Source organism: Xanthomonas sp. GPE 39 (assembly GCF_000963005.1).
Classification (GTDB): domain Bacteria; phylum Pseudomonadota; class Gammaproteobacteria; order Xanthomonadales; family Xanthomonadaceae; genus Xanthomonas_A.
Map to the genome: position 1 here is coordinate 3294017 of NZ_JZHZ01000007.1, position 25697 is coordinate 3319713.

Annotated in this window: 19 protein-coding genes; 5 read left to right on the plus strand and 14 right to left on the minus strand. The window is 60.7% G+C overall.

The genetic code is table 11. The annotated features are described in order from the left end of the window. Window positions 1–87: 87 nt before the first annotated feature. The 9 genes from XALGPE39_RS15320 to aroE all read right to left on the minus strand — a co-directional run bounded on the left by XALGPE39_RS15320 (window position 88) and on the right by aroE (window position 13742). Window positions 88–2532: a non-ribosomal peptide synthetase gene (locus tag XALGPE39_RS15320; protein WP_082061907.1), complete on the minus strand. Its 2445-nt coding sequence runs from the start codon at window positions 2530–2532 to the stop codon at window positions 88–90. Then, complete coding sequence (locus tag XALGPE39_RS13845) at window positions 2529–3239, minus strand: alpha/beta hydrolase (RefSeq protein ID WP_045728681.1); 711 nt, start codon at window positions 3237–3239, stop codon at window positions 2529–2531. The genes XALGPE39_RS15320 and XALGPE39_RS13845 overlap by 4 nt, the downstream gene beginning before the upstream one ends. Before the next feature lie 176 nt (window positions 3240–3415). Continuing rightward, window positions 3416–4276, minus strand: a complete 861-nt coding sequence (locus XALGPE39_RS13850) for an alpha/beta fold hydrolase (protein WP_152624915.1) — start codon at window positions 4274–4276, stop codon at window positions 3416–3418. Further along, window positions 4273–5529, minus strand: coding sequence for a cytochrome P450 (locus XALGPE39_RS13855; RefSeq protein ID WP_045728683.1), 1257 nt, complete (start codon window positions 5527–5529; stop codon window positions 4273–4275). Before XALGPE39_RS13855 ends, XALGPE39_RS13850 begins: the two co-directional genes overlap by 4 nt. An 823-nt stretch (window positions 5530–6352) precedes the next feature. Then, entirely contained in the window at window positions 6353–7927 is a 1575-nt protein-coding gene (locus XALGPE39_RS13860) for an SDR family oxidoreductase (protein WP_045728684.1), read from the minus strand. A 266-nt stretch (window positions 7928–8193) separates the two neighbouring features. Next, a complete protein-coding gene (locus XALGPE39_RS13865) occupies window positions 8194–8751 on the minus strand; it encodes an ankyrin repeat domain-containing protein (protein WP_045728685.1) in 558 nt (185 codons plus the stop codon). Between the two features lie 72 nt (window positions 8752–8823). Further along, a complete protein-coding gene (gene katB, locus XALGPE39_RS13870) occupies window positions 8824–10290 on the minus strand; it encodes a catalase KatB (protein ID WP_235429918.1) in 1467 nt (488 codons plus the stop codon). Window positions 10291–10738: 448 nt separating this feature from the next. After that, a complete protein-coding gene (gene dinG / locus XALGPE39_RS13875) occupies window positions 10739–12871 on the minus strand; it encodes an ATP-dependent DNA helicase DinG (RefSeq protein ID WP_045728687.1) in 2133 nt (710 codons plus the stop codon). Window positions 12872–12893: 22 nt separating this feature from the next. After that, entirely contained in the window at window positions 12894–13742 is an 849-nt protein-coding gene (gene aroE / locus XALGPE39_RS13880) for a shikimate dehydrogenase (protein WP_045728688.1), read from the minus strand. 52 nt (window positions 13743–13794) lie between these two features. Here aroE and XALGPE39_RS13885 point away from each other — a divergent pair, with 52 nt between their 5' ends. Further along, window positions 13795–14694, plus strand: coding sequence for a PD40 domain-containing protein (locus tag XALGPE39_RS13885; protein ID WP_045728689.1), 900 nt, complete (start codon window positions 13795–13797; stop codon window positions 14692–14694). Between the two features lie 166 nt (window positions 14695–14860). Here XALGPE39_RS13885 and XALGPE39_RS13890 read toward each other — a convergent pair whose 3' ends face one another. After that, on the minus strand, window positions 14861–17365 hold the full coding sequence (locus tag XALGPE39_RS13890; RefSeq protein WP_045728690.1) for a sulfite reductase flavoprotein subunit alpha: 2505 nt from the start codon (window positions 17363–17365) through the stop codon (window positions 14861–14863). Between the two features lie 196 nt (window positions 17366–17561). On the opposite strand from XALGPE39_RS13890, the gene XALGPE39_RS13895 reads away from it, so the two are divergent. Further along, entirely contained in the window at window positions 17562–18317 is a 756-nt protein-coding gene (locus XALGPE39_RS13895; protein WP_045728691.1) for a DNA/RNA non-specific endonuclease, read from the plus strand. 126 nt (window positions 18318–18443) lie between these two features. Here XALGPE39_RS13895 and hemB read toward each other — a convergent pair whose 3' ends face one another. Together hemB and XALGPE39_RS13905 are read right to left on the minus strand one after the other, a co-directional pair. Beyond that, window positions 18444–19436, minus strand: coding sequence for a porphobilinogen synthase (gene hemB, locus XALGPE39_RS13900; protein WP_045728692.1), 993 nt, complete (start codon window positions 19434–19436; stop codon window positions 18444–18446). Window positions 19437–19608: 172 nt separating this feature from the next. Then, entirely contained in the window at window positions 19609–19851 is a 243-nt protein-coding gene (locus XALGPE39_RS13905) for a hypothetical protein (protein WP_200893926.1), read from the minus strand. Between the two features lie 178 nt (window positions 19852–20029). On the opposite strand from XALGPE39_RS13905, the gene XALGPE39_RS13910 reads away from it, so the two are divergent. Continuing rightward, complete coding sequence (locus XALGPE39_RS13910) at window positions 20030–20479, plus strand: hypothetical protein (RefSeq protein ID WP_045728693.1); 450 nt, start codon at window positions 20030–20032, stop codon at window positions 20477–20479. A 202-nt stretch (window positions 20480–20681) separates the two neighbouring features. Here XALGPE39_RS13910 and XALGPE39_RS13915 read toward each other — a convergent pair whose 3' ends face one another. Both XALGPE39_RS13915 and XALGPE39_RS13920 read right to left on the minus strand, forming a co-directional pair. Next, complete coding sequence (locus tag XALGPE39_RS13915; RefSeq protein WP_045728694.1) at window positions 20682–22913, minus strand: S9 family peptidase; 2232 nt, start codon at window positions 22911–22913, stop codon at window positions 20682–20684. A gap of 70 nt (window positions 22914–22983) precedes the next feature. Further along, window positions 22984–23673: a glutathione binding-like protein gene (locus tag XALGPE39_RS13920; protein ID WP_045728695.1), complete on the minus strand. Its 690-nt coding sequence runs from the start codon at window positions 23671–23673 to the stop codon at window positions 22984–22986. A 112-nt stretch (window positions 23674–23785) separates the two neighbouring features. Between XALGPE39_RS13920 and XALGPE39_RS13925 the strand changes: the two genes are divergently transcribed. Together XALGPE39_RS13925 and XALGPE39_RS13930 are read left to right on the plus strand one after the other, a co-directional pair. Continuing rightward, window positions 23786–24394 carry a TIGR00645 family protein gene (locus XALGPE39_RS13925; protein WP_045728696.1) on the plus strand — a complete coding sequence of 203 codons (609 nt, stop codon included), beginning with the start codon at window positions 23786–23788 and terminating at the stop codon, window positions 24392–24394. Window positions 24395–24578: 184 nt separating this feature from the next. Then, window positions 24579–25592, plus strand: coding sequence for an energy transducer TonB (locus XALGPE39_RS13930; protein WP_045728697.1), 1014 nt, complete (start codon window positions 24579–24581; stop codon window positions 25590–25592). The last annotated feature ends 105 nt before the right edge of the window (window positions 25593–25697 follow it).

The window sequence follows — 25697 nt, forward strand, 5'->3', positions numbered from 1 at the left end:
CGGATAGGAGCGTGCTGGCTTCATCCGCTTACGATAGCCGCGAAAGCCTCAAGTTCATAACACGCTCTAGCAGTCGTGTTAGGCCGCCTAATCACTCTTGTGAATATACCGTGCAATCCCTGCCACAGTGTTGCGACCGGCCAAAGCGTGAATGTCGATATCGATATTCAAGGCATTGGAGATCTCCACAAAGAAGATGGCCAGTCTCAGTGACGATGCCCCCATAGCAAAAAGATCATCGTCTACCGATTTCAGCGGATAATCCGGCATGATTTTTTGCCAAATCCCCCATAGTTCTTGCTTTATAGGATCTTGCGGCAACTCTACCGATTGTATTTGCGTGGCAAAGATCGGAAGAGCATGAAGCTTTGCACGATCAATTTTACCGTTAGCATTAAGAGGAAACTCATCAATCAAGGTATAATGGCGCGGGACCATTGCTGGCTGCAAATGCTCCTTCAGATACGACGTAATGCGTTCAAGCGCGGCAGGTTCATGCCTATGGGGGCTTTCTCGCATCAGTAGATGCATCACAAGAACCCCATCGGTCCCGTTCATGCTGTTCCACGTCACGACAGCCTGGCGTACATCCTCGCAAGCGCTCAGGCACATCTCGATCTCGTTCAGACCGATCCGGACGCCATTAATCTTGATTTGGTCGTCATGACGTCCTACAAAGACGAAATTGCCATCATCGTCGGAAAACGCCAAGTCACCCGTTCTGTATATCCGCTCATCCTCGACTATTCCTGGCAGATTAAGAATTGAAAAGCGAGTCGTATTGAGATCCTCCCTGCCTATATAGCCAGGCGACACGATTGGCCCACCGATGCAAAGCTCACCAACGATACCAGCAGCAACTGGCATCATCATTTTGTCGAGCAAATAGGTCCGGACATTGGGCAGGGAGTGGCCTATGGGTACATGTCGCTTCGCACGGTCGTTGAAATCGCAAGCATGGGCTGACATTAAAATTGTCGTTTCTGTCGTACCATATATATTAAAGAGGCGCAAAGATTCTACAGACCCGCCTGGATAGAATTGGCTGGCATTTGCTGCTTCTCCACCAACAATAGCGGTGTGCAACGTGCTTGGCAGGCAATTCGGTGCAGCTGCGATTTTCGGCGCCCATTCATGCCAAACTGCTGTCGGCAGACAAATAACATTCATCTGATGCCTATCCAGCATTGCGAAATACTCGACCATCGAAAGTAATTCAGATCGCGGATGGATATAAATAGCGCCACCATGACATAGGCTCATGAAGATTTCGAGCAAGGAAAAATCGAAGGCTGCTTCGGTAAATTGTCCTATCCTTGGTGCACATTGCTTCAGTCCGAATGCCTCCCGAGCAGCAAAAATATGCTCCGACAGCGAGCCATGGGTAATGCGAACACCTTTGGGATGACCTGTACTTCCTGACGTATAAATAACGTAGGCATCGTCATCAAGGCAGACTTCCGGCAGGGTGATATTCTCGATGCCAGTCGAGACCGTCATTTGATGGAGGTTGACGACAGGACAATGGATATTGTCCAGACATGCATGATTTGAGCTTTCGTACAGAACGACTGTTACTGAACAATCGGCAACGATATAAGCATTGCGTGCGGGTGGATTGCGCATACTTAAAGGTACATAGACCATGTTTGCCCGAAAAATACCGATGATCACGGCAACCCAGTCTGGTGAGCGCTCCATCAACACACCAACGCGGCTGCCTGCAGGCAATCCTAATCCTATCAGGCTGTGTGCTATTGCACCTGCTCTGCTCCACAAGGTGCCATATGTCAGCTGCGTTTGGTCGTCCTGCACGGCCACTGCCCGAGATGTCTCATCTGCTGCATGGCACGCAATGAGGTCAATGACAGGCACGATGGGATACAACCGACATGGACCGAAACCCGATTCAACGAGCACTTTCAGGTCCGTGTCTGGAACATAATAGAGCTCGTCAATCGTGCGATGCGGCTGCTCCACAATCATTTCAAGCAAGTGTGATAAATGAGCGGCAAAACGATCTGCCACTGCGCGCGGCAAATAATCATCACGATAACAAAGACGCATCACACTTGACTTGGATGTGTCAGAAAAGATGATTTTGAGAAAGCAGCTCGCCATGTCGAGCGATGCCACTTCAAAACTATCGAACACATGTGTAATGACGGGTGTGAGTGCATCCTGGGCTGTATATCTGCCATTGGTGGCACTCAGATGTTCAAGCAGAACAGAAAAGTGTTGCTGGCCAGGTTGCTCTATTTGATAGACCAACAAAGCCGGAACGATGCGCTTGTCGGGATCTTTCGCCGAGATTTCCACCTGAATTTCCAAACGTTCAACGTGAGTATAACGATATAGAAGTGCAGTCGTCGCTGCCGTCAATACATCTTTGGAGCTTACGGCAAATGCAGCAGACAAGCGATGTGCCGCCATGACAGCATCCTCGCTCAACGAGTGTTCCACGATCCGCATGCAACCATCGCGCCCTGTATCGATAGATGCGCGTTTCAATGCGTCAATAATTTTAGTCATGCCATTGCCTCGGTTAACGGCTTTTCTGCCTGTAACCGCAGGAAATTATCCATTGTGACAAGGGCTGGGGTGCCTGGACGGCACGGCAAATAATGGTCTTCGCCATCGAGAATGAGCTTTTCGGCCTGACTGAGAAATGCAAGAGGCAAGTCGGAACTTTGCGGAGAAGCGATCTTATCTTCAGCGCTGGCGATCAAGAGCGTTGGCGTATCTACGGAATTACACAAGCCCGACAAACCTTCGGCATAGACAGCATGCACGCACATTACATATTTGTAGAATGTTTCAGCATCACGTAACGCGATGCTCGTGTGCTGATAAAACTCTTGATTAACATCGACTTTCGCAGCGAGGATATCTCTTACGGTCGAGGCAACTCGGGGTCGTCCCGCACAGCTTTTGATGAGATCATCGAATTCGCGTTCGTAGTCCGTGCGACGACTGGTCTCGAAGGCCCCGTTGCAGCACACTAGCGCAGAAAATCGATTTTCCAGCAACAAGGCAGCACGTACCGCGATCAAAGCACCAGTGCAGTATCCGAGCAGTCCGGCACGAGATAGAGCAAAGTGCTCCATAAGCGTAATGATATCGCGCGCATGAGAGGATGCGTCGATAGCCTCGTCAGTCAGAGTGCTCGTCGCACTATCCAAAACGAATCGGCTGTATATTACATACACGGATGACCATCGACGCAGTTGCCGGATCATCGGCAATAAGGGATCTGCTGTAACGCCGATTGGTAGTACTATAACATTAGCATAAGAGCTTTCAGGGTTGAGGCATACATCCACCTGGAACCGTTGACTGTCCGCCGCTATGAGCCACTCGCTAGATAGATGGCATGGCATCTCTGAGTCGCTTAAAACTAGTTTAACTGGATTTATCATGGCGATTTTTCCGTTTTGTGCTCAGAGAAAGAAGCGAAAAAGTTTTCTACTGCGGCCACAACGTTTGGCACCTTCAAAATATTGGCATGTGAAGCTCCTGGAATTTCCATATACTCCGCTTCCCGCCAGGCGTCCGCATAGGCTTGTCCCTCAGCTAAACCGACCACTCCGTCGTCTCGACCCTGAATGATTAGGCCACGCTGTGGTCGTGGCATCTGTGTGATGATGAATGACGGATCCTGCATCGTCAGCACATCACCACCTTCATGAGCATTCAGCATAACGTTGAGAGTTCCCATCTCTTTATCGCTCAAGCGATTCATGCGCTGAAAATGCTCAAACACCAGAGCCGCACGAAAGACACCGGATATTGCAACAAAATGATTAATGCGCAACCCGCGAGCTATCGCATACCAAATCCAAAGGTTGCCAAGCGAATGGGCCACAACACCATGCAGCGCTCCCTCTCTGCAGATGATTTCTGCGAAAGCAGCAACGACATCGCTTGTCGAAAGCTTATAATTCTTGTCATTACTCTCATCGGAAAAATCAATCATCAAGGTGCGCCAACCTGATTCCGCAAGCGCACGAGCAATCGAGGCAAATTGGCTTCCCCTGCCACTTATGCCATGGACCAGCAGAATATTCGGCCCCTCTCCCATGCTGCGCAAACCCACCCGCATAGCGTTCAGTGTAAAGCCACGGTCAGGAAGCGCTGACCAGAATTGATCCTCTTCCGGCGGACGTTTCGAGCGATAAAAGAGATACCATCGCTCGAGATATCTATCCATCGCTCTATCCATCGCCATGACGGAATCTGATTCGAGTTCATATTTCAATCGGGCGGACTCTTTCATGATGCCACCAGCTCAACTAGACGTGGGCAGGCAGGAGAAGAAACAAGGTCATCAACAGAAACCGTCTTGATCGGCAACTTTGAAAATCCGCGCAAAACACTATTGAGTTGTCGCTCAGGAGTTCCCGATAAGACTATTCGCTCTGCATGCTTCACTAATGCACCGATCACCGCACGACCTAACCGTCTTGCCAGTCTTTGACCGATGCAGGCATGGACGCCGCTGCCGAAACTGAGCGTGCGTGACATGGGACGGTCGATACGAAAATCCCGACCGTTACTGAAAACGGTTTCATCATGGTTCGCGGACCCGAAGAGTATCGCGACCTTCACGTCGGCTGGAAGTCTATAGCCATCCACCACAAAGGCCCGCTTCGTAGTGCGCGTTATAATCTGCGACGGAGAATCGAAGCGAAGTGCCTCATTGTAGGCAGCCGGGACTAGTGAAGGGTTGGCACGTAACATTTCCCATTGGTCATCATGCGTTGCCAAGCAATAAATTGCGTTACCGATCGAATGTACCGTAGTATCGACGCTTGCAATGATAAGCGTCGAAAGTAGTTTATCGGCCTCGAAATCGGTAATAATACCTTGAGTGGCATTATTTTTTATCGCCGCGCCGACGCTGCCCGATTCGAGCCTGCTGATGAAATAGCCGAGAAGGGATTGCCCTTTTTGCATCGCCGCCAATCCGTTATTGACTCGCTCCCTGGCGGCCGTCTCGATCGTATTGTTGAGCGGCCCATAGGCATTGAAGTGCGCATCTGTAAAACCTGCCAGCCTATGTCTACCGGTTTGCGGAAGGCCGAGGAGATCATAGATCGCATTCTGGGTAACGGCTCGCGCCAGATCCGAAATGGCATCGAACTGTTCTTGCTGGACAAGGCTTTTGACGGTCTGATCGGCAATTACATCGATTTTTGCCTCTAATATTGCCAGCCTCTCGGTCATAAGTGCCGAATGCAGGACCTTTCGTAACCGGTCATGCTCTGGCGGGTCACTTGCCTGTATGGTCACGCCGATCTGGTGGGAATCCATCAGGGCATTGAGCGTCACGCCTTTCGCTGCTGAAAATACGTCATGATCCTCAAGGGCTTGCTTTGCCACTTGGTAACGGGTGAGCGCAAAAGCATTACAGCAAGACAGGAACACGACAGGCCCGAGGGCTCGCAATATCTCATAACTTTCATAAGGATCGGACAGACAAGCTTCTGAAAACAAGTCGATGTCCGAGATGGGTAGTTTGTCTAACACGGAAGGACTCTCAATTTTAAGAATGGAATAAATTTCTTTTGAATATTCCGCTTTACTGGAAAATTTTTATCGTTTTATAAATTTTGCTTGCGCCTTTCCGTACCCATTCGCATTGCAATCCTGCGTTCGGCAGGCTCACTTAGTCTGTCCATAGGATGCCTTGAGTACAAAAATGCGCCGCGCACACTAACAGCTCAAGCAACTTAATCTCAAGCAACAAATGCAGTGACTTTCTGAGGAGTACGCCGTCCTGCAGATTGAAGTAAGCAACGGCGTCAGCATCGGATCGATACGCCTCAGATCCAGTACGTCCACATTATCGGGTGAGCTTGCTCATCAAGACGAGCCGACTGACGTTGCCAACCCTGCCGCGAAGCGCTATCGACTGCACCGTAAGAACAGCGTGCGCGCACGCAAGATCGTTGAGGATGGTGCGTTATTACAGAGCATTGGCGACAACTGTGTGCTGTCGCGCGCAAGTCCAGCGGCGTGAATGCGGATTACTTACGCTCAACTTTCAAGTGCAACGCCGCGCAATCATGCTGTGTGGACGCATGGAAAAACAGTCGCGTCATTTGATTTCTGAGACGCAAGATACTGCAAATGGAAGTCTGGAAACGGTGTCAGCATCCGTTGCCAGACCGACGTCCATCCATCACATCAGTGCTGTGTAGCAGCCGGATTTGTGGATGCTACTTTCTAGCGAGACGAAAGCTGGGACGTGAAGAAGCATTTTCCGAAACAAGCGCTTTTCGGAAGAACAGAGCATCGGCTTCCTGCACGAGGCGGAGGGAGAGTTTCACGTCATCGGCAGACCGGAACGTCACCAATCCGTCGGCGCGTAGTCCTTGAGAAACTGGCCCCACACATGCTCGCCGGTATTGAAGCCGTGGATGATCGGATCGACGATGCGCGCCGCACCATCGACGATGTCCAATGGCGGATGGAAGCGCTCCTCACGTACTTTGCGCGCGGCGATTTCTGCCGGATCCTCGTCGGTGACCCAGCCGGTGTCCACGCTGTTCATGTGGATGCCGTCGTTGTGGTAGTCCGCCGCCGACGTGCGGGTCATCATGTTCAACGCCGCCTTGGCCATGTTGGTGTGCGGATGCCGGGTGGTCTTGAAGTTGCGATAGAACTGCCCCTCCATCGCCGACACGTTGACGATGTGCTTGTCGCGCTCGGGCGTGCGCAACAGCAGCGGCTTGAGCCGCGCATTGATCACGAACGGTGCAATCGCGTTGACCAACTGTGTTTCCAGCAGTTCCACCGACGACACCTCGGCCAAGAGCAGACGCCAGGAATTACGTCCACGCAAATCCACCTGCTGCAGATCCTGGTCTAGCCGCCCTTCCGGAAACACATGCTGTTGGCCGAGCAGATCGTCGGCAAGCAGTGGCATCTGCGATAACGCTGCGGCATGCAATAAGCCATCAGTCCCGCCGAGACTCTGCCCTGCACCGGCCGGCAGCGTGGTCGCTGACGCCGCCGGCAGCAATTCCGGGCCACGCAAACCTTCGTAGCTGCCGACCAACCCACGCACCTGCTCGGGCAATTCGTGCAGCGCGGCGGTTTCGCCCGCCATCATGTGCGCATAGAACTGTGGCGGTCGACGCACCGTCTGGCACGCATTGTTGATGATGAAATCCAAACGCGCACGGGTGGCGAGCAAGTGGCTACAAAACGCTTCCACGCTGGGCGTGTGGCGCAGGTCCAAGCCGAACACCTGCAGCCGATGTCCCCACTCGGCGAAATCCGGCTCTTGCGCATAGCGCGCAGCCGAATCGCGCGGGAAACGCGTGGTCACGATCAACTCGGCGCCGGCACGCAGCAGTTTCAATCCGGCCTGATAACCGATCTTGACCCGTCCACCGGTCAACAGTGCCACGCGTCCACGCAGATCCGTCGTTTCGGTGCGCTTGAAGTAATTCATCTCGGCGCAGGGCGGACACATCTGGTCGTAGAAATGATGCAACTGAGTGAACTTCTGCTTGCACACGTAGCAGTGACGCAATTCGGGCGACTGCGTCGCCGACTCTTCGGCATCAACCTGCACACAACTCAGCGCAGCGGGCGATTGCGGTGGGAAATAGTTGGGCGTACTAAACACGGGCTTGCGGCGCAATGCACGGATACCGGTCTGCTCCAGTAACGCCTCGGCCTTGCGCACTTTCTCCTGATGGCGTTCGCGCGCCTGTTGTTTGAGCAATTTGCGCCGCGTCTTGGGTTCGGGATGGAAGACCTTGGCCACCGCCTGATGCAGGCGCACGCGCTCGGCTTCGGGCAGGGAGTCGAGGAGCGTGCGGTCGGCCTCGATGGCGTCGAGCAATTCCAGGGTGATGCGCAAGCGCTCGGACAAGGGCAGGTCGTCGGTGGAAACAGGGGCGGTGGTGTTCAAGACAGATCCGGGGTGGCGACGGCGAACCGTGGCAAAGGCCAGCGCAATACTGGCATGGACAACGTACCGCTGTGCTGTACACACCCCAGCATGGTATGCGGAGGCGAGCGACAGCGCAGACAGCGACGACGCGGGCCGTTGGAACCGGCCACGCCGGTATTTTCGCCGATCCGGGAGGGGCGATGCCACGTCGCAGCAGTGCCCACGGGCCAAGGGCAACGCCGGCCACCGGCTCATCGCGTGCGCCGGCGCTAGCGTGGTTTCGCTCAGCGTGTCGGGAACGGTGCGAATTGGCCGCGTTGCAGTTTGGCCACATCGTTACCCTGCGCGTCCTTGGCCTGTAGGTCGGCACCCTTGGCGGCGAGTTCCTTCAGCACCTCGGTGCGCTGGAACAACGCCGCGTACATCGCCGCGGTCTGGCCAGCGTTGTTGCGCTGGTCGGGCGCACAGTCGGCTTGCATCAGGCGCTTGGCAATCGTCAGTTCGCCCTTGAAGATCGCGCCCATCAGTGCGGTGTTGCCGCGCTTGTCCTGTGCGCACGGGTCGGCACCAGCGCGCAGCAACTGTTCCACCGCCGCCTGATGGCCGTGGTAGGCGGCCAGAATCAGCGCGGTATACCCCTTGTCGTCGCGGGTATTGAGGTCGTAGTGGGCATGGATGAATTCGGCCAGCATGTCCTGGCGGCCTTCGCGTGCGGCATCGAAGAAATAATCACGCAGTTGCGCCTGGATCTTGGCGGGATCCTTCGACACAGGCGCAGCAGGTGCGGCGGTGGCGGTTGCCACAGCGATCATGCTGGCGAGAAACACAGCAAAACGGCGCATCTTCGTTCTCCATCTCGATGAAAATACGCAGCGCGCAGACCAGCAGGCCCCGCCGCGCTGCGTGGTGAATGCTCAGTCCTGCAACTGCGCGGCCAACTGCTTGACCCGCGCCAGGTCGCCCTTGGCAACACGCGCCACTCCCGTGCCATAGGCCGGATCGGCCTTGTACAGGAACGACAGCATGATGTGCTTGCTGGCATCGTCGGTTCCGGCCAGCGATTCGCCGAAGCTCTGGATCAGATCCTGTTGCTCTTTCTTGCTATAGCTGCGGAACAGGTCGCCGGCCTGCTTGAAATTCTGTTCGCGGGTGATCTTGGCCTGTTGTGTCGTGCCGGAGAGCGGCAGTTGGCTGTAGCGGGCATTGGGATCCTGCGGGCGCGGAGCGAGCCGGCTCGGCTCGTAGTTCACAGCGCCGACGGTGCTGCCGCCGTTCATCGCGCCATCCTGATTGCCGTTGTTCACCGGCACGCGCGGCCGGTTCACCGGCAGGCTCAAACCATTGGTGCCGATCCGGTACAACTGGGTATCGGCATAGGAAAACAAGCGCCCTTGTAGCAACCGATCTTCAGAAGGTTCGATGCCGGGCACCAGATTGGCCGGCGCCATCGCAACCTGCTCGGTTTCCTGGAAGAAATTCTCCACGTTCTTGTTCAAGACCAACTGGCCGATCTTGCGCTCGGGCACACCGGGCCAGATCTTGGTCGCATCCAGCGGGTCGAAATCAAAATTAGCCAAGTCTTCCGGCTTGAGCACCTGGATGTACAGATCCCACTTTGGATAATCGCCATGTGCAATCGCGTTCACCAGATCGTGAGTCAAATGGCTGTAGTCCTTGCCCTGCATCGCGACGACCTGCTTGGGATCGAGATTGCGGATGCCCTGCAGCGATTTCCAATGGAACTTGACGTAATGCACCTGGCCTTGTGCATTGACAAGTTTGTAGGCATGCACGCTGTTGCCATCCATGAAACGGTAACCGGCAGGCGTGCCTTCGTTGGAGTACAGCAGGGTCAGCGTGCGCGTGGCCTCGGGCACGTGCGAGAAGAAATCGAAACGGCGCGCGTCGTCGTCAAGATTGGTACGCGGATCGGGTTTGAATGCATGCACCATGTCCGGGAACTTGATCGCATCACGGATGAAAAATGTCGGGAAATTGTTCCCGACCAGGTCCCAGTTACCCTCGCGGGTGTAGAACTTGGTAGCAAAACCGTGCGGATCGCGCATGGTTTCCGGCGAATGATTGCCATGCACCACCGAGGAGAAACGCACGAACACGGGGGTGATTTCGCCCGGTACGAATACCTTGGCCTTGCTCAGATCGGAAATATCGGCTGTGGCGGTGAAAACGCCATGCGCGCCGGTGCCGCGCGGATGCACCACGCGTTCGGGGATGCGCTCGCGGTCGAAGCGCTGCAACTTTTGAATCAATTGCACATCTTGTAGCAGGGTCGGGCCATTGGGACCGGCGGTCTGCGAATTCTGGTTGTCACCCACCGGGGCGCCGTTGTCGCGGGTGAGCGTGGACTGCGCGGCTCCCATCGGAACGATCAGGAACTGCGACAGCAGGACGAATATCAGCAAATGGAAAGTGCGCATCGCATCGGCTCGCGTTGAGGGAACTGCAGCATCCCAACGCCATCGCATGCAGAGAATTCGTTCGTTGCAATCGCTGCTATCGATACGTTCAATCCATACGCCACAACGTGATGAAAATCCTCCTTGAAATGCGTCATGCGCCGTGGATTGCAGCAAAAATCGCTCCATGACGACCGCTGCGGCGACACGCATTGACATCAAAATGTAGACGCCGCGGCGCCACCTACCGCACGGTCAAACAATTCCGGACAACTCGAACAACCGTGCGCGCAGCGGCAACACACTCGGCTGCAACACCGGATGTCGATTCGATCTGGTGCCGGAAGCTGTCGCCACATTCCTGCCGACCTGCCGACGCTACCTGGAGCCGCCACCGATGCCGGTCCCAGCGTTATCTGCCGATCACCCGCTTGAATGGCGGCAGTGCATCGATGATGCGTTTGCCATAGCGTTTGGTCAGTAGCCGCGAATCGAGAATGATGACGCGACCATGGTCGCTGGAGGTGCGGATCAGGCGGCCGGCGAACTGGGTGAGAGTGCGCAGCGCATGCGGCACCGCGATCAGGTTGAAGGCGTTCAGACCACGGCTCTCGAACCATTCACCGAGGGTGGCGGTTTGCGGATCGGTCGGCACGGCGAACGGCACCTGAGTGATGACCACGGTGGTGCACGCTTCGCCAGGCAGGTCCAGGCCCTCGCCGAAGGAATGCAGCCCGAACAGCACCGACCCTTCGCCGGCACCGATGCGACGCAGGTGCTCGGCAATCATCTGCGATTTGGAGCCGTCGCCCTGCACCAGCACGCGATTGCGCTGGGCGATGGGCAACAGGTCGGCGACCTTGAGCATCTTCCAGCGCGAGGTGAACAACACGATGGAGCCTTTACCCCAATCCAATTCACGCACCAGGTAGCGCGCCACTTCGCGTGGATGGCCATCGCGATCGTCCGGTGCCACGGGAAACGCGGGTACGATCAATTCGGCCTGATTGGGCAAGTCGAACGGTGAGGACAGCGACACCATTTCGGCATGGTCGGGCAGGCCGTTATCGATCGCCAGGACCTGAAAATCCCCGCCGCCGGTGAGCGTGGCCGAGGTCAGTACCGCCGCATCCACTTCGCTCCACAACAGCGAGCGCAACACCTGCGCGGCCGACACCGGCGAGCAATGACAAATCAGGTCGGCATCGCGCGAGGCGGTGATCCAGCGCGCCATCGGCGGCTGGCCTTCCTGGTCCTCGCGGCGCCAGCCCAGCCATAACGCGTACTGCTGTTCGACCATCTCCAGGGCCATGCCCAGATTCCGCTGCAGGCGCTCCTTGGCCGTGTCCTCTTGCTTGGACTTGACCGCCATCTGGTGCGCGGCCTGCACCCAGTTCAACAACGCGGCGGTGTCCTGCGCCTGCGCGTCGATCAGCGGCATCCACTCCTGCGGCAGGCGTCCGTTGGGCGCACGCCACATCGGCGTGTCTTCGCCAGGCTCCGGCACCCACACGCGTTCGATCTCGGCACGGAACGCCTTCAGCCCCTTGACCACGTGCGCCGCCAGCTCGATCGCCTCATTCGGCAACTGCTTGCCAATGGTGTCCTTGTCGGCAAGCCGATACGCCGCGGCGATCAACGCCTGCAAACGCCCGGTGCGCTGCGCCATCTCGTCCAGCGGCAGACTGGCGGCCCCTTGATCGATGGCGACACTGCCGATGTGATGGCCTTCGTCCAACACCAACAACATATCCGACGGCGGCGCGATCAACGGCTGACCATTGTCGCTGTCACCCAGCGCCAGCGCCGACAACAACAGCGCATGGTTGGTTACCACAATCTGCGCGTCGCGTACCTCGCTGCGCGCCTTCAGCACCGGGCACTGCGCCGCGAACGAACAACGGCGTCCGGCACAGCCGGCCGCATTGGTGGTGATGCGCGCGCGTAACGCGGGCGCAATCGGCTCCGGCACAGCATCCAGATCGCCATTCCAGGTTCTCTCGGCATAAGCCTTCGCCAGCGCGCGTGCCTGTTCGGCCTCGGCTGGACTGGGCGGGCGGTCGTACAGCGGTGCCTGGTCCTCGAACATGCTGTCCTGCGCCACCTCGCCGTGCAGCTCGGCCACATTGCGCGGGCACAGGTAGCGGGTGCGCCCCTTGGCCAAGGCCACCGTGGCCTCCAGGCCGGTGGCCTTGAGGAACGCCGGGATGTCGCGCTCCACCAACTGCGCCTGCAGGGCCACCGTGCCGGTACTGATGACCAGTTTCTTCTTGCTCGCCAGCGCGATTGGCACGCCGGCGGTCAGGTAGCCCAAGCTCTTGCCGACGCCGGTGGGTGCCTCGGCCACGCCCACGCCACCAGAGGTCCCCAGCGCGCGCGATACCACGCCGATCATCTGACTCTGCGCACGGCGCACGCGGAATCCGGGCGTATTGGCCTGCAGCTTGGCGTAGGCATCGCGGATGGCCAGCTTGACCGGCTCGGTGAGCTGACGCGGGGATGGCACAGGCGCGCGCGGTGCCGACGGCGCAGGTGTATCGGTCATCGCCGTCGCAGCAACAAAACGCTCAATTGGCACTGACCAGCACGGCTTCGCGTTCGCGCAGCGCGGCATACACCGGATCGGTCTGCGGACGCACGCCATGCCAGCCCGCGAAACTCTCCGCCGCCTGTTCCACCAACATGCCCAGGCCATCCACGGTATCGCGGCACTGTGCCGCGCGCGCCCAGGCCAGAAACGGAATGGCGACTTCGCCGTAGTTTAAATCCACCGCCAGGGTCATGCTGTTGACCAACGACAACGGCAGGGTGAATCCCACCGTCGGATCGCGACCGATGGTGGTGGCATTGAGGATCAATTCAAAATCGCCCAGCTCGCGCAGGTCGTCCCAATAGCGCGAGGTCGCGCGGGCCGGCTCGCCCAGCGCATCGATCAGGGCGTCGGCGCGTTCTGGCGAGCGGTTGACCACCACCAATCGCTGCACCCCGGCCTCCAGCAGCGCAGGCGCCACGCCGCGCGCGGCACCGCCGGCGCCGATCAACAGGGCACGGCGGCCACGCAGGTCCAGACCGTGCCGCCCGGTCAGGTCGCGGACCAGACCAGCGCCATCGGTGTTGTCGCCGTGCCATTGCCCATCCCGGTAACTGAGCGTGTTGACCGCACCGGCACGTTGCGCACGCTCGCTGCGAACGGCGCTGATCGCGAACGCGGCTTCCTTCAGCGGCACGGTCACGTTGGCACCGACTCCCCCCTCGGCGAGGAACGCGGCCAGCGCCGACGCGAACCCTTCCAGAGAAGCGTCGAGCGCCTCGTACTGCATGGCGATGCCGGTCTGCTTGGCGAACGCGGCGTGGATACGTGGCGACAGCGAGTGGGCGACAGGGTGACCGAACACGGCAAAGCGGGAGTTGGACATGGAACGCTCGTTGGTTGTTTTAGACTGGAGGCGACATTTCACGGAATTGCACATGCGAACCCATGCTTTGCCGCTCGCGCTGGTGGCGAGTTTACTCTGCGCACCGTCGGCGTTCGCGCTTTCCGAATTCGGCATGGAAGGCATGGGCGTGGTCTCCACCGTCGCCGAGGAGACCCGCGCCAGCGTCGCGGCGGATGGCCAGCACATCGTCTGGGCCAGCCCTGACCGTGCCGGCGGCCCTGGCGGCGGCGATCTCTGGCAGGCCGTGCTGCGCGACGGTCGCTGGAGCGAACCACAGCCACTGCCGCCACCGGTGAATTCGACCAGCGCCGAGACCGATCCATTTTTCAGCGCCGACGGGCGATGGCTGTATTTCGCCTCCGAGCGTCCCGGTGGATATGGCGGCAGCGATCTGTATCGCGCGCCGGTGCTGGCCGACGGCCGCTATGGTGCCCCGCAAAATCTGGGGCCGGCAGTGAATTCGCGCGGCGACGAACGCGCACCGACGCTCTCGCTGGACGGAACGCAGCTATTGTTCGCCAGCACAGGGCACGGCGGTGCAGGCGGCCTGGATCTGTTCGTCGCAGGCCTGGACGGCCAGACGTTCGCGCAACCGCACGCGCTGGCCGGGGTCAACAGCGCCGACGACGAGACTGATGCAGCCTGGCTGGGCGATGGCCGCGCGCTGCTGTTTACCCGCGCACGCGAGGGCCAGGGTAGCCAGGTGCTGCTCGCGCAATGCGCCGACGGACGCTATGTGTCACCGCAGCCCCTGGCGCTATCGTTCAACAGCGCCGATGGGCACACCGCTGGTGCCGTGCTGGACGCCTCCAAACCAGGCGAACTACTGCTGAGCGGCAGCGCGCGTGCGCCGAAGGCCGGCAAACGCGACGTGTATCGGATGAAAACCCCGCGTGCCAGCGGCAGCGGCGACTGCATGGCAACCCGTTGAGCGGCGATCGCGTCGTGGCCGATCGCTGAACGCCATCGCGCCTGGCCATGCCATCGGCATGCGAGGCAGCGATAGCCGGCTTGGCATCGCGCATCGCTGACGTGATTGCATGCACAGCGGTTGGTCAAACCAGCAACACCACGCCAGCACGACCACGCCAGCCGGCTCAGTACACGTCGCGCCGATAGCGGCCAGCCGTGCTCAGCGCGTCGAGAGCGTCCTCGCCCAGGATCTCGTGCAAGGCGGCCTCCACGCCACACGCCATGCCGTCCAGACTGCCGCAGACATACACGGCGGCACCGCGCGCGATCCAGTCGCGCACCGCTCCGGCCGCCTCACGCAAGCGATCCTGCACATACTGCTTGCCCGCTTGGTCGCGCGAAAACACCAGGTCCAGACGTTGCAGATGACCACTGGCCTGCCATGCCTGCAGCTCATCGGCAAACAACGCATCGTGCGCCGCATTGCGTTCGCCGAACAGCAACCAATGCCCATGCACACCGGCCTGGTCGGCCTCGCGCAACAAGCTGCGTAAGCCGGCGATGCCGGTACCGTTGCCGATCAACAGCATCGGCGTAGCGCCCTGGCGACGGAAACCGGGATTGGCGCGTATCCGTGCCCGCAGCGGCGCATTCGCCGGCGCATGCAGACACAACCAGCCCGACCCCAGGCCGACGCCACCGTCATCGCACAGATGCAGCCGCACCACCAGGTGCAACACGCCATCGGCCAGGGTCGAGGCAATCGAATACTCGCGTAACGGCAACCGCGGCAGTGTCTGGAACCAATCCTGCAATGCCTGCGTCGGCGTCACCGGCGGCGACAGCTCACGATCGGCCAACGCCTGCCACAGCGGTCGCGATGTGCCGTCGGCCTGTACCAGCACGTCCGCGTCCAGCGCCTGTGCGGCGAGCCAGGTACGCACCGCATGCTCGGCATGGCAGGGCTGCACTTGCAGAATGTCGCCAGCCTGCCAGTGCGCTGACGCTGGTGGTGCCAGCGCAATCCACCACAGCGGTGCCCCGGCACTGCCAGGATTGAGCAAGCGTCGCTCGATCAAGCGCCAGTCCAACGGTTCAGGCACCTGCAACGCCGGCGTCGCCATCGCCACACCGGTGAGATCGGATATCTGCCGCTGCCACTGCGCCAGTGCCTGCGGGTCGGCGCGATCCACCTCCAGCGTCGGGAACAATGCCTGTGCGCCCTGCGCGTCCAGCCACTGCTCCAGTTGCCGCGCGAATCCGCAGAACTGCGGGTAGTGGCGATCACCCAGCGCCAACACCGCGTAGCGCAACTCAGGCAGGGCCTGAACCTGGCGCAGCACGCGCTTGGCAAAGCCGCGCGCCGTATCCGGCGACTGACCATCGCCGAAGGTACTGACCACGAACAGCGCACGCTGCCGCGTGCGTAACTGCGCCGCATCCAACTGCGCCAACGTGAGCACCTGTACTCCCAGACCGGCGGCCTGCATGTGGCTCGCCGCCTCCCAGGCCAGGCGTTCGGCGAAACCGCTCTGACTGGCGAAACCCACCAACCAGTCACCGGAGCCGGTTGCCGACGGCACTGCCAGATCGCCGCGTATGCGGCGCAACGCGCGCTGTTTGCGGCGTCGGTCCAGGTACAACATCCAGCCGGTGATGCAGAACAGCATCATGCACAGGCTCGACAGCAGCATCGCCAACCGGCCCGGCAGGCCGAAGAAACTGCCGGTATGCAGCGCAAACATGCTGGTCAGCAGTTGTCGTCCCAGCGGTTGCTGCCGGTAGTCCTGGCGGCGCTCGATCAAACCACTGGACGGATCGATCTCTACGCTGTCATAGGCCCGGCTATGTGCCGGATCCGGTGGCAGGTAACGCGCGATCACCGGTTGCCCGCGACGGCTAGGCAGGCGCACGTCCAGATAGGTGCGATGCGCAGCCGGCAGCGTGTCCAGCGCGGCCTGCAACCGCACATAGTCGATCACGGGCGGCGAACCGCCGTCATCGCCCTCCTTGGACGCCGGATCGCCCCCCAGCATCGCCACCAGCCCCTGCCGGTACCAATCGTAGGACCAGTACAACCCGGTCGCCGCGGTCATCAGGTACAGCACCAGACACCAGGTGCCGGCCACCGAGTGCAGACTCCACAGGAAACTGCGCCCCTGCCGCGTCCACTCCACCACCCACCATGCGCGCCAGTTCCACCAACGCCGCGGCCAGCGCAGGTACAGGCCGGACAGGCAAAAAAACAACAACGCGATGACGCAGGCCCCGGTGACGGCCTTGCCGCGCTCGCCAGCGGCCAAGCGTCGATGCAGGTTCTCCACGAACGCGAAGAAGCCGCTCAGACGCGGCGGTGCCACGACCGCGCCGGTGTAAGGATCAAAGTACATCCGTCCGCCCTGGTACCCAGGCAGGCGCAGGTTCGACGGGCGCGTGCCGGTGGGATCGACCAGTAACCGGTTGGTCCGATGCGCGCCGTCCAGATCCAGCCGCCGCGCCAATTCCGACAACGGCAGCGGCTGTTCGCCGGCCGCATACCGCGCCGCCGTGGCAGCCAACGGCGGATTGACCAAGCGCACGATCTCATCCTCGAACGCGAGCGTTGCCCCACTCAGCCCCATGACCGATAGCACCACCCCGGCACTGATACCGAGCAGCCAATGCAACTGGAACAGCAACCTCTTGATCACGGCGCAAAGCGGAACGGAGAAAGATCGGGCATTGTAAATGAGAATGCTTATCGAGTTCGACAACTCATTTATGAATTTCGTCAGCAAACAATCGTGATGGAAAACTTTTGCGATCACATCAAACTGTCGCCAAAACGTCACCCATCACGGTCATTTTCTTGCCCTCACTTCTTATGAAACGAAAGCGAGGTTGCGTATGTCCGTTTCCCTGCGCAGTTGTGCTGTGTTGCTGGCGCTGTTCGCGGCGCATGCGGCGAACGCCGCCACCGGTTGCCCCGCGCTCTATGCCGACGGCCAGGCACCGACGGTGGACGCGTCGATCAGCGCACGCACTACCGAGGTATGCCACACCGAGTATGTCCTGCTCGCCTCGGGCGTGACTAAGGGCCCGCTGTACTCGGCCGAGCACCTGACCGACCAACAAGTCGCCGGGGCCGAGAAGATCGGTCGAGTCGGTAGCTTCCACGACGAAACCGCCATCCCCGTCGCGGATCGCTCCAGGAGTTCGGACTACACCAATTCCGGCTACGACCGCGGCCACATGACGCCGGCGGGCGATGCCTCCACCATAAGCTCGGAAAAGGAAACGTTCTCGATGGCCAATGTGGTGCCGCAGAACCACGTGCTCAACACCGGCGAATGGGCGCGGATCGAAGAGCAGGTACGACAGATGGCCACGCAGCGCGGCGAAATCTACGTGGTGACCGGGCCCGTGTTCGACAGCGGCACCCACAGCGGCATCGGCAACGACAACGTGCAGGTACCGGACGCGGTGTGGAAAGCGGTCTACGTGCCGGACGTCGGCGCGGCCGCCTACCTGTGCGTGAACGACAGCAGCATCCAGTGCGAGGTGGTCTCGATCAACGACCTGATCGCCATGACCAAGCTGGATCCGTTCCCGTCGCTGAGTGCGAGCATGAAGGCCAATCCGATCACACTGACCCTGCCGTGATCGCGGTGACTGCGCAATCCACCGCCACAGCGCCGTGATCCAGACCAGCGCGCTGTCAGGTCAGCGCAGGCTAGCCCATCGCCGAGGTGTGGCGGTTTCAATGCACCGCCACACCGTCACCGCCACTTAGCCGGTCTCGCGCAGCCAGCGCGCCACCTGCGGCGCGAAATAGGTCAGCACGCCGTCGGCGCCGGCGCGCTTGAACGCCATCAGCGATTCCAACACGCAGGCGCGCTCGTCCAGCCAACCGTTGCCGGCCGCCGCCTTGAGCATCGCGTACTCGCCACTGACCTGATAGGCGAAGGTCGGCACTCGGAAGGTGTCCTTCACCCGCCGCACCACATCCAGGTAAGGCATGCCCGGCTTGACCATCACCATGTCCGCGCCTTCCTCCAGGTCCAGCGCGATCTCACGCAACGCCTCGTCGCCGTTGGCCGGGTCCATCTGGTAGGTGGTCTTGTCGGCCTTGCCGAGGTTGCCGGCGCTGCCGACCGCCTCGCGGAACGGGCCATAAAAAGCCGAGGCGTACTTGGCCGAATAGGCCATGATGCGCACGTGCAGTTGCGCATCGGCATCCAGCGCGCGGCGGATCGCACCGATGCGGCCGTCCATCATGTCCGAGGGCGAGACGATGTCCGCGCCGGCCTGCGCATGCGACAACGCCTGTTGGACCAGCGCCTCGACAGTGACGTCGTTGAGCACATAGCCACGCGCGTCGATGATGCCGTCCTGGCCGTGGGTGGTGTACGGATCCAGCGCCACGTCGGTCATCACCCCAAGTTCCGGAAAGCGGGCCTTCAGCGCCCGCACCGCGCGCTGTGCCAGGCCGTCGGGGTTCCATGCCTCGGCCGCATCCAGACGCTTGCTGGCCGGGTCGATCACCGGAAACAGATCGATCACCGGAATCCCCAACTCCAGCGCCAGCTCGGCCTCCTGCAGCAACGCCTCGATCGACAACCGTTCCACCCCAGGCATGGCGGCAATCGGTGCGCGACCGGGTAATTCATGTACGAACACCGGCCAGATCAGGTCGTCGACGGTCAAGGTGTGTTCGCGCATCAGACGACGCGAAAACGCATCGCGGCGCATGCGCCGAGGGCGATAGTGGGGATGCGCCACGGGCAGATTCCTAGAGAACGGATACGGAGCATGGCGGAAGTGGCCCGGCACTACCAGACACACCTCGCCAGCATCGGCGTGCATGCGAGTCGGCCCGCCATCGACTGTGGCATGTGACTGCGGCCGATGGCGCACGCGGCACGACGGCAAGGCACCTCGCACGCACAACGGATCAGATCACCCCGCCCCCCAGGCTCAGGCGGATCACGCCGACCACCATCGCCAGCCCATTGAGTAACAGGCCGGCCTTGGCGCGGCCACGGTTCGGCGCCTGGGTGAAGAGCAGGCCGACCGCCGCAATGATCGCCCCGACCGCCGCGAACGGAATCACAAACCAATTCCCCCAGCCCAGCAAGGGCAAGAAGGCCAGGATCATCCACAGCAACGCCACGATGCCCCACAACAGACTGATCACACCCATGCCAGGCTCCACAAGCACACTGACCGCGACCATAGCATCTGCGGCAAACCTTTCAAGACCACACCTGGCGAGGCATGGCCGACACACACATCACAGTGACCGACAGCGGGTTCGGCGCGATTCACCCTGCCCGCCTATGATCGCGTGGTGATCCGCCCACGGAGGTAATGCCATGCACGTGCGTCCGTTGTTGCCGCTGGCCCTGCTGTTCGCGCTGGCCGGCTGCGCCAGTTCTTCCAAAGTGATGGTCGGTGCGACGCGTCCAGCCATCGATCCGGCCCTGGTGCAGATTTATTCGACCCCGCCAGCGGGCGCGGTCGATATCGCCCAATTGGAAGCCTCCAGTGCGGCAGGCTTCGGAACCCAGGGCCAGACCGACGCGGCGCTGGCGCGACTCAAACAGGAGGCCGCCAAACTCGGTGCCAACGGCGTGGTGCTGATGGGTGTGAGTTCGCAACGCTCCGGCGGCGGTGTCTCGCTCGGCGGCGGCAGCTATGGTGGCCACGTCGGCGGCGGCCTGGGCATCGGCATCCCGACGACACAGAAACACGCCGCCGGCATGGCGATCTGGGTACCGCCAGGTGCAAGCAAACCGGCAACACCACCCCACACCGGGCAATGAAGCCGATGGCAGCGCGGGTTGACTGAAACAGGGCAGCAGGTGGATGGCAGCAAGCGGACATTGCGCCTGCCTATGCCATCACCTCACTGGCAGACGCCGGCCTCAACCGACACGGCGACATCCGCTGCGGGATCACTTTCGGTTACGTGGACATCCTGATCCTGGCCGACCACGCCGCGCCGACAACCTCGCGTGTGTGAGCTCAAGGTTTCAGACAGCGCGCCAGAAACGCCTCGGTGGTGCGGTAGCGATGCAAGGCATTGGTACCGGATAGACCGTGCTTGGCACCGGGATAGGTCATCAGCTCGAACAGCTTGCCGCGCTTTTGCAACTCGCTCATCAGCGAAGTGGAATTGGCGAACAACACATTGTCATCGGCCATCCCGTGAATCAGCAGCAATGGCGAGGTCAGACCATCCAGATGCGCGGCCACGCGGCCGTCGCGGTAGCCATCCGGATTGGCTGCCGGCAGGTTCATGTAGCGCTCGGTGTAGTGGCTGTCGTACAGCGCCCAATCGGTGACCGGCGCACCCGCCACCCCGCACGCGTAGGCTTCGCTGTGTTTGGCCAGCAGCATCAGCGTCATATAGCCACCGTTGGACCAGCCGTACACGCCGATCCGCGCCGCATCCACCCATGGCTGCGCCTTCAACCAGGCAATACCGCGTAGTTGGTCGTCCACTTCCACCGTGCCCTGGCGCGCATACAGCGCGCCGCCGAAGTCGCGACCGCGGCGCGGCGTACCGCGATTGTCGAGCGAGAACACCAAGTAACCGTGCTGAGCCAAATACTGGTCGAACATGTCATCGGAATTGACAGGCCAGCTATCGAGCACGGTCTGCGTCGCCGGGCCGCCGTAGACGTGGACCATCACCGGGTAGCGCTTGCTCGGGTCGAAACCAGACGGCTTGATCAGCCGGTAGTGCAATAACGTCTTGCCATCGGCCGCGGTCATGCTGCCGAACTCGACCGGGCGCCGCGCGTCGCGGTACTTGGCATAGGGATGCTGTGGATCGGCCAAATCGTTGACTAGGAGCGTGGCGATTTTTTCGCCATTGGCGCGAAACAGCGCGATCTGCGGCGGCGTGGTGGTGTTGGACCAACGATCGACGTAGACACTGGCGTTGGTGGCGAAGCTGGCCGTATGGATGCCATCGGGCTGCGACAGCCTCTCGATCGCGCCGCCAGCCAACGGCACCACATAGATATTGGCTTGAGTCGGCGATTCCTTGGTGGCCGAGAAATAGACCTTGCCGGCGTTCTCGTCCACGGCGAGCAAGGCGTCCACGACCCATTCGCCTTGCGTCAAGGGATGCAAGCTGCGGCCATCTGCCGAGGCCAGGTACAAATGTTCGTAACCACTGCGCTCGGAGCCCCAGACGAAGCGCCCGTCCTTGAGAAAATGCAGGTCGTTGGTGAGCGGCACCCAGGTCTTGCTGGTCTCGGTGACCAATACGCGCTGCTTGCCGTTGGCCAGCGTGGCTTCGATCAATTCCAGGCGTTTCTGGTCGCGCGACTGGCGCTGGAAGGTCAGCCGTTGCGGATCGCGCCAATCCACCCGTGCTAGATAAATATCCGGGTTCTTGCCCAGGTCGATCCACTGCGGCTGCGCGCCCGCGCGCGGCGCGATCACACCCAGCGTGATCTTGACGTTGGGCTGCCCGGCCTGCGGATAGCGCTGTTCCACCACATCGCTGTGGTCGGCGTAGACCTCCTGACGCTTCTGCACCGGCACATCGGTTTCGTCGATACGCGCGAAGGCGATCGCCGAGTCGTCCGGCGCCCACCAGTAGCCGGTGTGGCGATCCATTTCCTCGTCGGCGACGAACTCGGCCACACCATTGCCGATGATCTCACTGCCGTCGTGGGTCAGCGCAGATTGCTGGCCGCTAGCCAGATCGATCACCCACAGATTGCGTCCACGCACGAAGCTCACGTAGCCGCCCTTGGGCGAAATCTTCGGATCGGTGGCGAAACCTTCGCCATGGGTCAGCTTGCGCACCGCCGCGCTGCCTGTCTTGGACAAGTCGTACAGATACAGTTCGCCGCCCAGCGGGAACAGCAGCGCGTGCGCGTCCGGTGCCCACTGATACTCGACGATGCCGGTGTAGGCCGCGATGCGCTGGCGTTCGCGCCGCGCTTTTTCTTCGTCGCTCAGGGTCTCGGTGCCGGGTAGCACCAGCTTGGAATCGACCAGCAGGCGGGTCTGGCCGCTGGCGATGTCGTACTCCCACAGGTCAAGCTGGTTGCGGTTGCTGTCCTTGCCGCGCAGGAAGGTCACCCGCGAGCCATCCGGCGCCACTTTGGGCTTCATCAGCGTTGGCCCGGACAACGGCTTGCTGCCGGTGATGGCCTCCAGGGTCAGTTTTTCAGCATGTGCGGGGACGACAGACATGGCAAGCACGAGGGCGAGGGCGGCGAACAGAGAGCGCATGAAGGTTCCTGAGGGAGCAGCAAGCGCAAGAATGATGCGCGTGCGCAGCGTATTTGAGAAGCGCGACGGCTCAGCGCTGGCCGAACAAGTGCTTGCGCTCGGCCTCGCTCAGCGGCTTGCCGGCGTTCGGATTGACCCGCTGCTTCAACGCATAGGCGCGCTGTGTGGCCGGACGCGCGGCAATCGCATCGTGCCAACGTTGCAGGTGCGGGAACGCGGCATAGTCCGGCATCAAGCCGTTGTACACCTCGATCCACGGATAGCTCGCCATGTCGGCAATGCCGTACTCCTCGCCGGCCAGATACGCGCTGTGCGCCAGACGCGTGTCGAGCACGCCGTGCAGACGGCGTACCTCGTTGCCATAGCGCTCGATCGCATAGCCGATCTTTTCCGGCGCATAGACGTTGAAATGGCCCATCTGCCCGGTCATCGGGCCGAGACCGGCCATCTGCCAGAACAACCATTCCAGCGCGACGCTGCGTTGACGCGGATCGCTCGGCAGAAAACGGCCGGTCTTCTCGGCCAGATACAGCAAGATCGCGCCGGACTCGAACACATGCTGCGGCGCACCGCCATCGGCCGGCGCGTGATCGACGATGGCCGGTATCTTGTTGTTCGGCGAGATCGCCAGAAACGCCGGTTGGAACTGCTCGCCAGCGCCGATGTTGACCGGCTTGAGCGTGTAATCGAGCCCAGCCTCCTCAAGCAACAGGGTGATCTTGTGCCCGTTGGGCGTCGGCCAGTAATACAGATCGATCATGAGCTCAGTCCTGTCCTTTCGAGGAACTCGCAGTGTAACGGCCGCCTGCGCTTGGCAGCATTGCCGCAGGGCGGGTACCCTGGCTGTTTGACGCAATGCGACATTCCGACCCATGACGCTCCAGCGCCCGCACCCTAGCCTGACTCCACTATCCAGCCTGATCTTCGCCTCGCGCTGGCTGCAATTGCCGCTCTACCTGGGATTGATCGTGGCCCAGGGCGTGTACGTTTTTCTTTTCGGCAAAGAACTATGGCACCTGATCCACGAAGCGCCGGACCTGAGCGAGCAGCAAATCATGCTGATCGTGCTTGGCCTGATTGATGTGGTGATGATCTCCAACCTGCTGGTGATGGTGATCGTCGGCGGCTACGAAACCTTTGTCTCGCGGCTGCGCCTGGAAGGCCATCCCGACCAGCCGGAATGGCTGAGCCACGTCAACGCCAGCGTGCTGAAAGTGAAGCTCGCGCTGTCGATCATCGGCATCTCCTCGATCCACCTGCTCAAGACCTTCATCGCCGTCGGCGCGCTCGGCGGTATGCCGCTGTGTTCACCGGACCAATTGGCGAGCGCCGCGGCGACAGTGGATCTGAAAAGCTGCGCGACACTGACCCACGACGGAGTTCTGTGGCAGACCATCATCCATGGCATCTTTATCCTATCGGCGATCGGCATCGCCTGGACCGACCGGCTGATGGCCTCGCCAGCGAAACCAACGCACTGACCAGCGTGCCCAGGGTCACGCTTTTTCCTCCATCCGACGAGGACTGGCACGCATGCAATACCAACGGATGCTAGATTGACTCACGCAGTGCGCTGACGGCAAGGGGAACGGGGATGCCGTCGCAAATACGCCAGCAACACTATCCGCATCGCGACATCGTCATCACCGGGGATCAGAAAAAAGCATGCCGCACGACACTACATTCGCCAGGACGCGCCACATCGTCGCGACCCTGCTGCTGGCCACGCTAGCTGCGTGTTCCAAACAAGAAAAGGCCGCGCCCGACGCCACACCGGCCAGCGCCGCAGCAAGTGTGCCGACGACGCCCGCGGCCTCGGGCAACGTGCAATCGATGGACACCGAGCAATTGCGCGCTTCGGCCAGCGAGGCGCTACGCCAGAACCGCATGTATACGCCTGCCGGCAACAATGCCGTGGAATACTACTTGGGGCTACGCGACAAGCAGCCGGACGATGCCGGGGTGAAGAGCGCGCTGACCGATCTCATGCCGTACACCTTGATCGCCGCCGAACAGAGCATCAACCGCGAGGATTTCCCGGAAGCCCAGCGCCTGATCGGTTTGATCGAGAAGATAGACAGCCAGGCACCGGCCTTGCCACGGCTCAAGCAGGGCGTGAGCAAAGGCATGCAGACCGTGGCACAGCGTAGCCAGGAAGAAGCCGTAAAAGCCAAGAAAGCGGCCGAACAGAAAACCAAACTGGCCAGCGAGCAACAGAAACAGGCGCAACCGCAAACCAGCCAGGCACAGGCCTCGCAACAGATGGCCGCGCAACAGGAGGCCGCACGCCGCGAAAGCGCGCGCCAGGAAACACCACCCCAGCTCGCGCCCAGCACAACGGCTGCCGCGCCGCAACCGGCCGCGCAGCAACGAGCCGCGACGCCGGCTCCAGCGCCGACGCCCGCAGCATCCACAGCCAGCGTGCAGGCGTTGCGTCCGATCAGTACTCCGGCACCTCGTTATCCGCCAGAAGCACTGCGCTCGGCCATCGCCGGCGAAGTGTTGGTGGAGATTACCGTCGGCACCGACGGCGCGGTCACCAACGCGCGCGTGTTGCGTTCCACCCCGGGGCATGTGTTCGACCACGAGGCGTTGAGCGCGACCAAGCGCTGGCGCTTCGAGCCGGTCAGCGCACCGATCACCACGCGACGCACACTGGCCTTCAACCCCGGCGGTTAAGAGTAAGAACGGCATCACCGCCGGACGTGCGCGGGCAGTGCTCGGCCCCGTATACACGGCGGTTCCTGCGCACTGTCCGCCCCCAGCCGATAGCGACTGGCGAGG

What these genes read in the sequence shown, in the direction of transcription:
- XALGPE39_RS13930 (WP_045728697.1), top strand. Translation starts at nt 24,579, where the DNA reads ATGCCGCACGACACTACATTCGCCAGGACGCGCCACATCGTCGCGACC.
- XALGPE39_RS13865 (WP_045728685.1), bottom strand. Translation starts at nt 8,751, where the DNA reads ATGCGCCGTTTTGCTGTGTTTCTCGCCAGCATGATCGCTGTGGCAACC.
- aroE (WP_045728688.1), bottom strand. Translation starts at nt 13,742, where the DNA reads ATGTCCAACTCCCGCTTTGCCGTGTTCGGTCACCCTGTCGCCCACTCG.
- XALGPE39_RS15320 (WP_082061907.1), bottom strand. Translation starts at nt 2,532, where the DNA reads ATGACTAAAATTATTGACGCATTGAAACGCGCATCTATCGATACAGGG.
- XALGPE39_RS13845 (WP_045728681.1), bottom strand. Translation starts at nt 3,239, where the DNA reads ATGATCCGGCAACTGCGTCGATGGTCATCCGTGTATGTAATATACAGC.
- XALGPE39_RS13915 (WP_045728694.1), bottom strand. Translation starts at nt 22,913, where the DNA reads ATGCGCTCTCTGTTCGCCGCCCTCGCCCTCGTGCTTGCCATGTCTGTC.
- XALGPE39_RS13925 (WP_045728696.1), top strand. Translation starts at nt 23,786, where the DNA reads ATGACGCTCCAGCGCCCGCACCCTAGCCTGACTCCACTATCCAGCCTG.
- dinG (WP_045728687.1), bottom strand. Translation starts at nt 12,871, where the DNA reads ATGACCGATACACCTGCGCCGTCGGCACCGCGCGCGCCTGTGCCATCC.
- XALGPE39_RS13885 (WP_045728689.1), top strand. Translation starts at nt 13,795, where the DNA reads ATGCGAACCCATGCTTTGCCGCTCGCGCTGGTGGCGAGTTTACTCTGC.
- katB (WP_235429918.1), bottom strand. Translation starts at nt 10,290, where the DNA reads ATGGGAGCCGCGCAGTCCACGCTCACCCGCGACAACGGCGCCCCGGTG.
- XALGPE39_RS13910 (WP_045728693.1), top strand. Translation starts at nt 20,030, where the DNA reads ATGCACGTGCGTCCGTTGTTGCCGCTGGCCCTGCTGTTCGCGCTGGCC.
- XALGPE39_RS13920 (WP_045728695.1), bottom strand. Translation starts at nt 23,673, where the DNA reads ATGATCGATCTGTATTACTGGCCGACGCCCAACGGGCACAAGATCACC.
- XALGPE39_RS13895 (WP_045728691.1), top strand. Translation starts at nt 17,562, where the DNA reads ATGTCCGTTTCCCTGCGCAGTTGTGCTGTGTTGCTGGCGCTGTTCGCG.
- XALGPE39_RS13850 (WP_152624915.1), bottom strand. Translation starts at nt 4,276, where the DNA reads ATGAAAGAGTCCGCCCGATTGAAATATGAACTCGAATCAGATTCCGTC.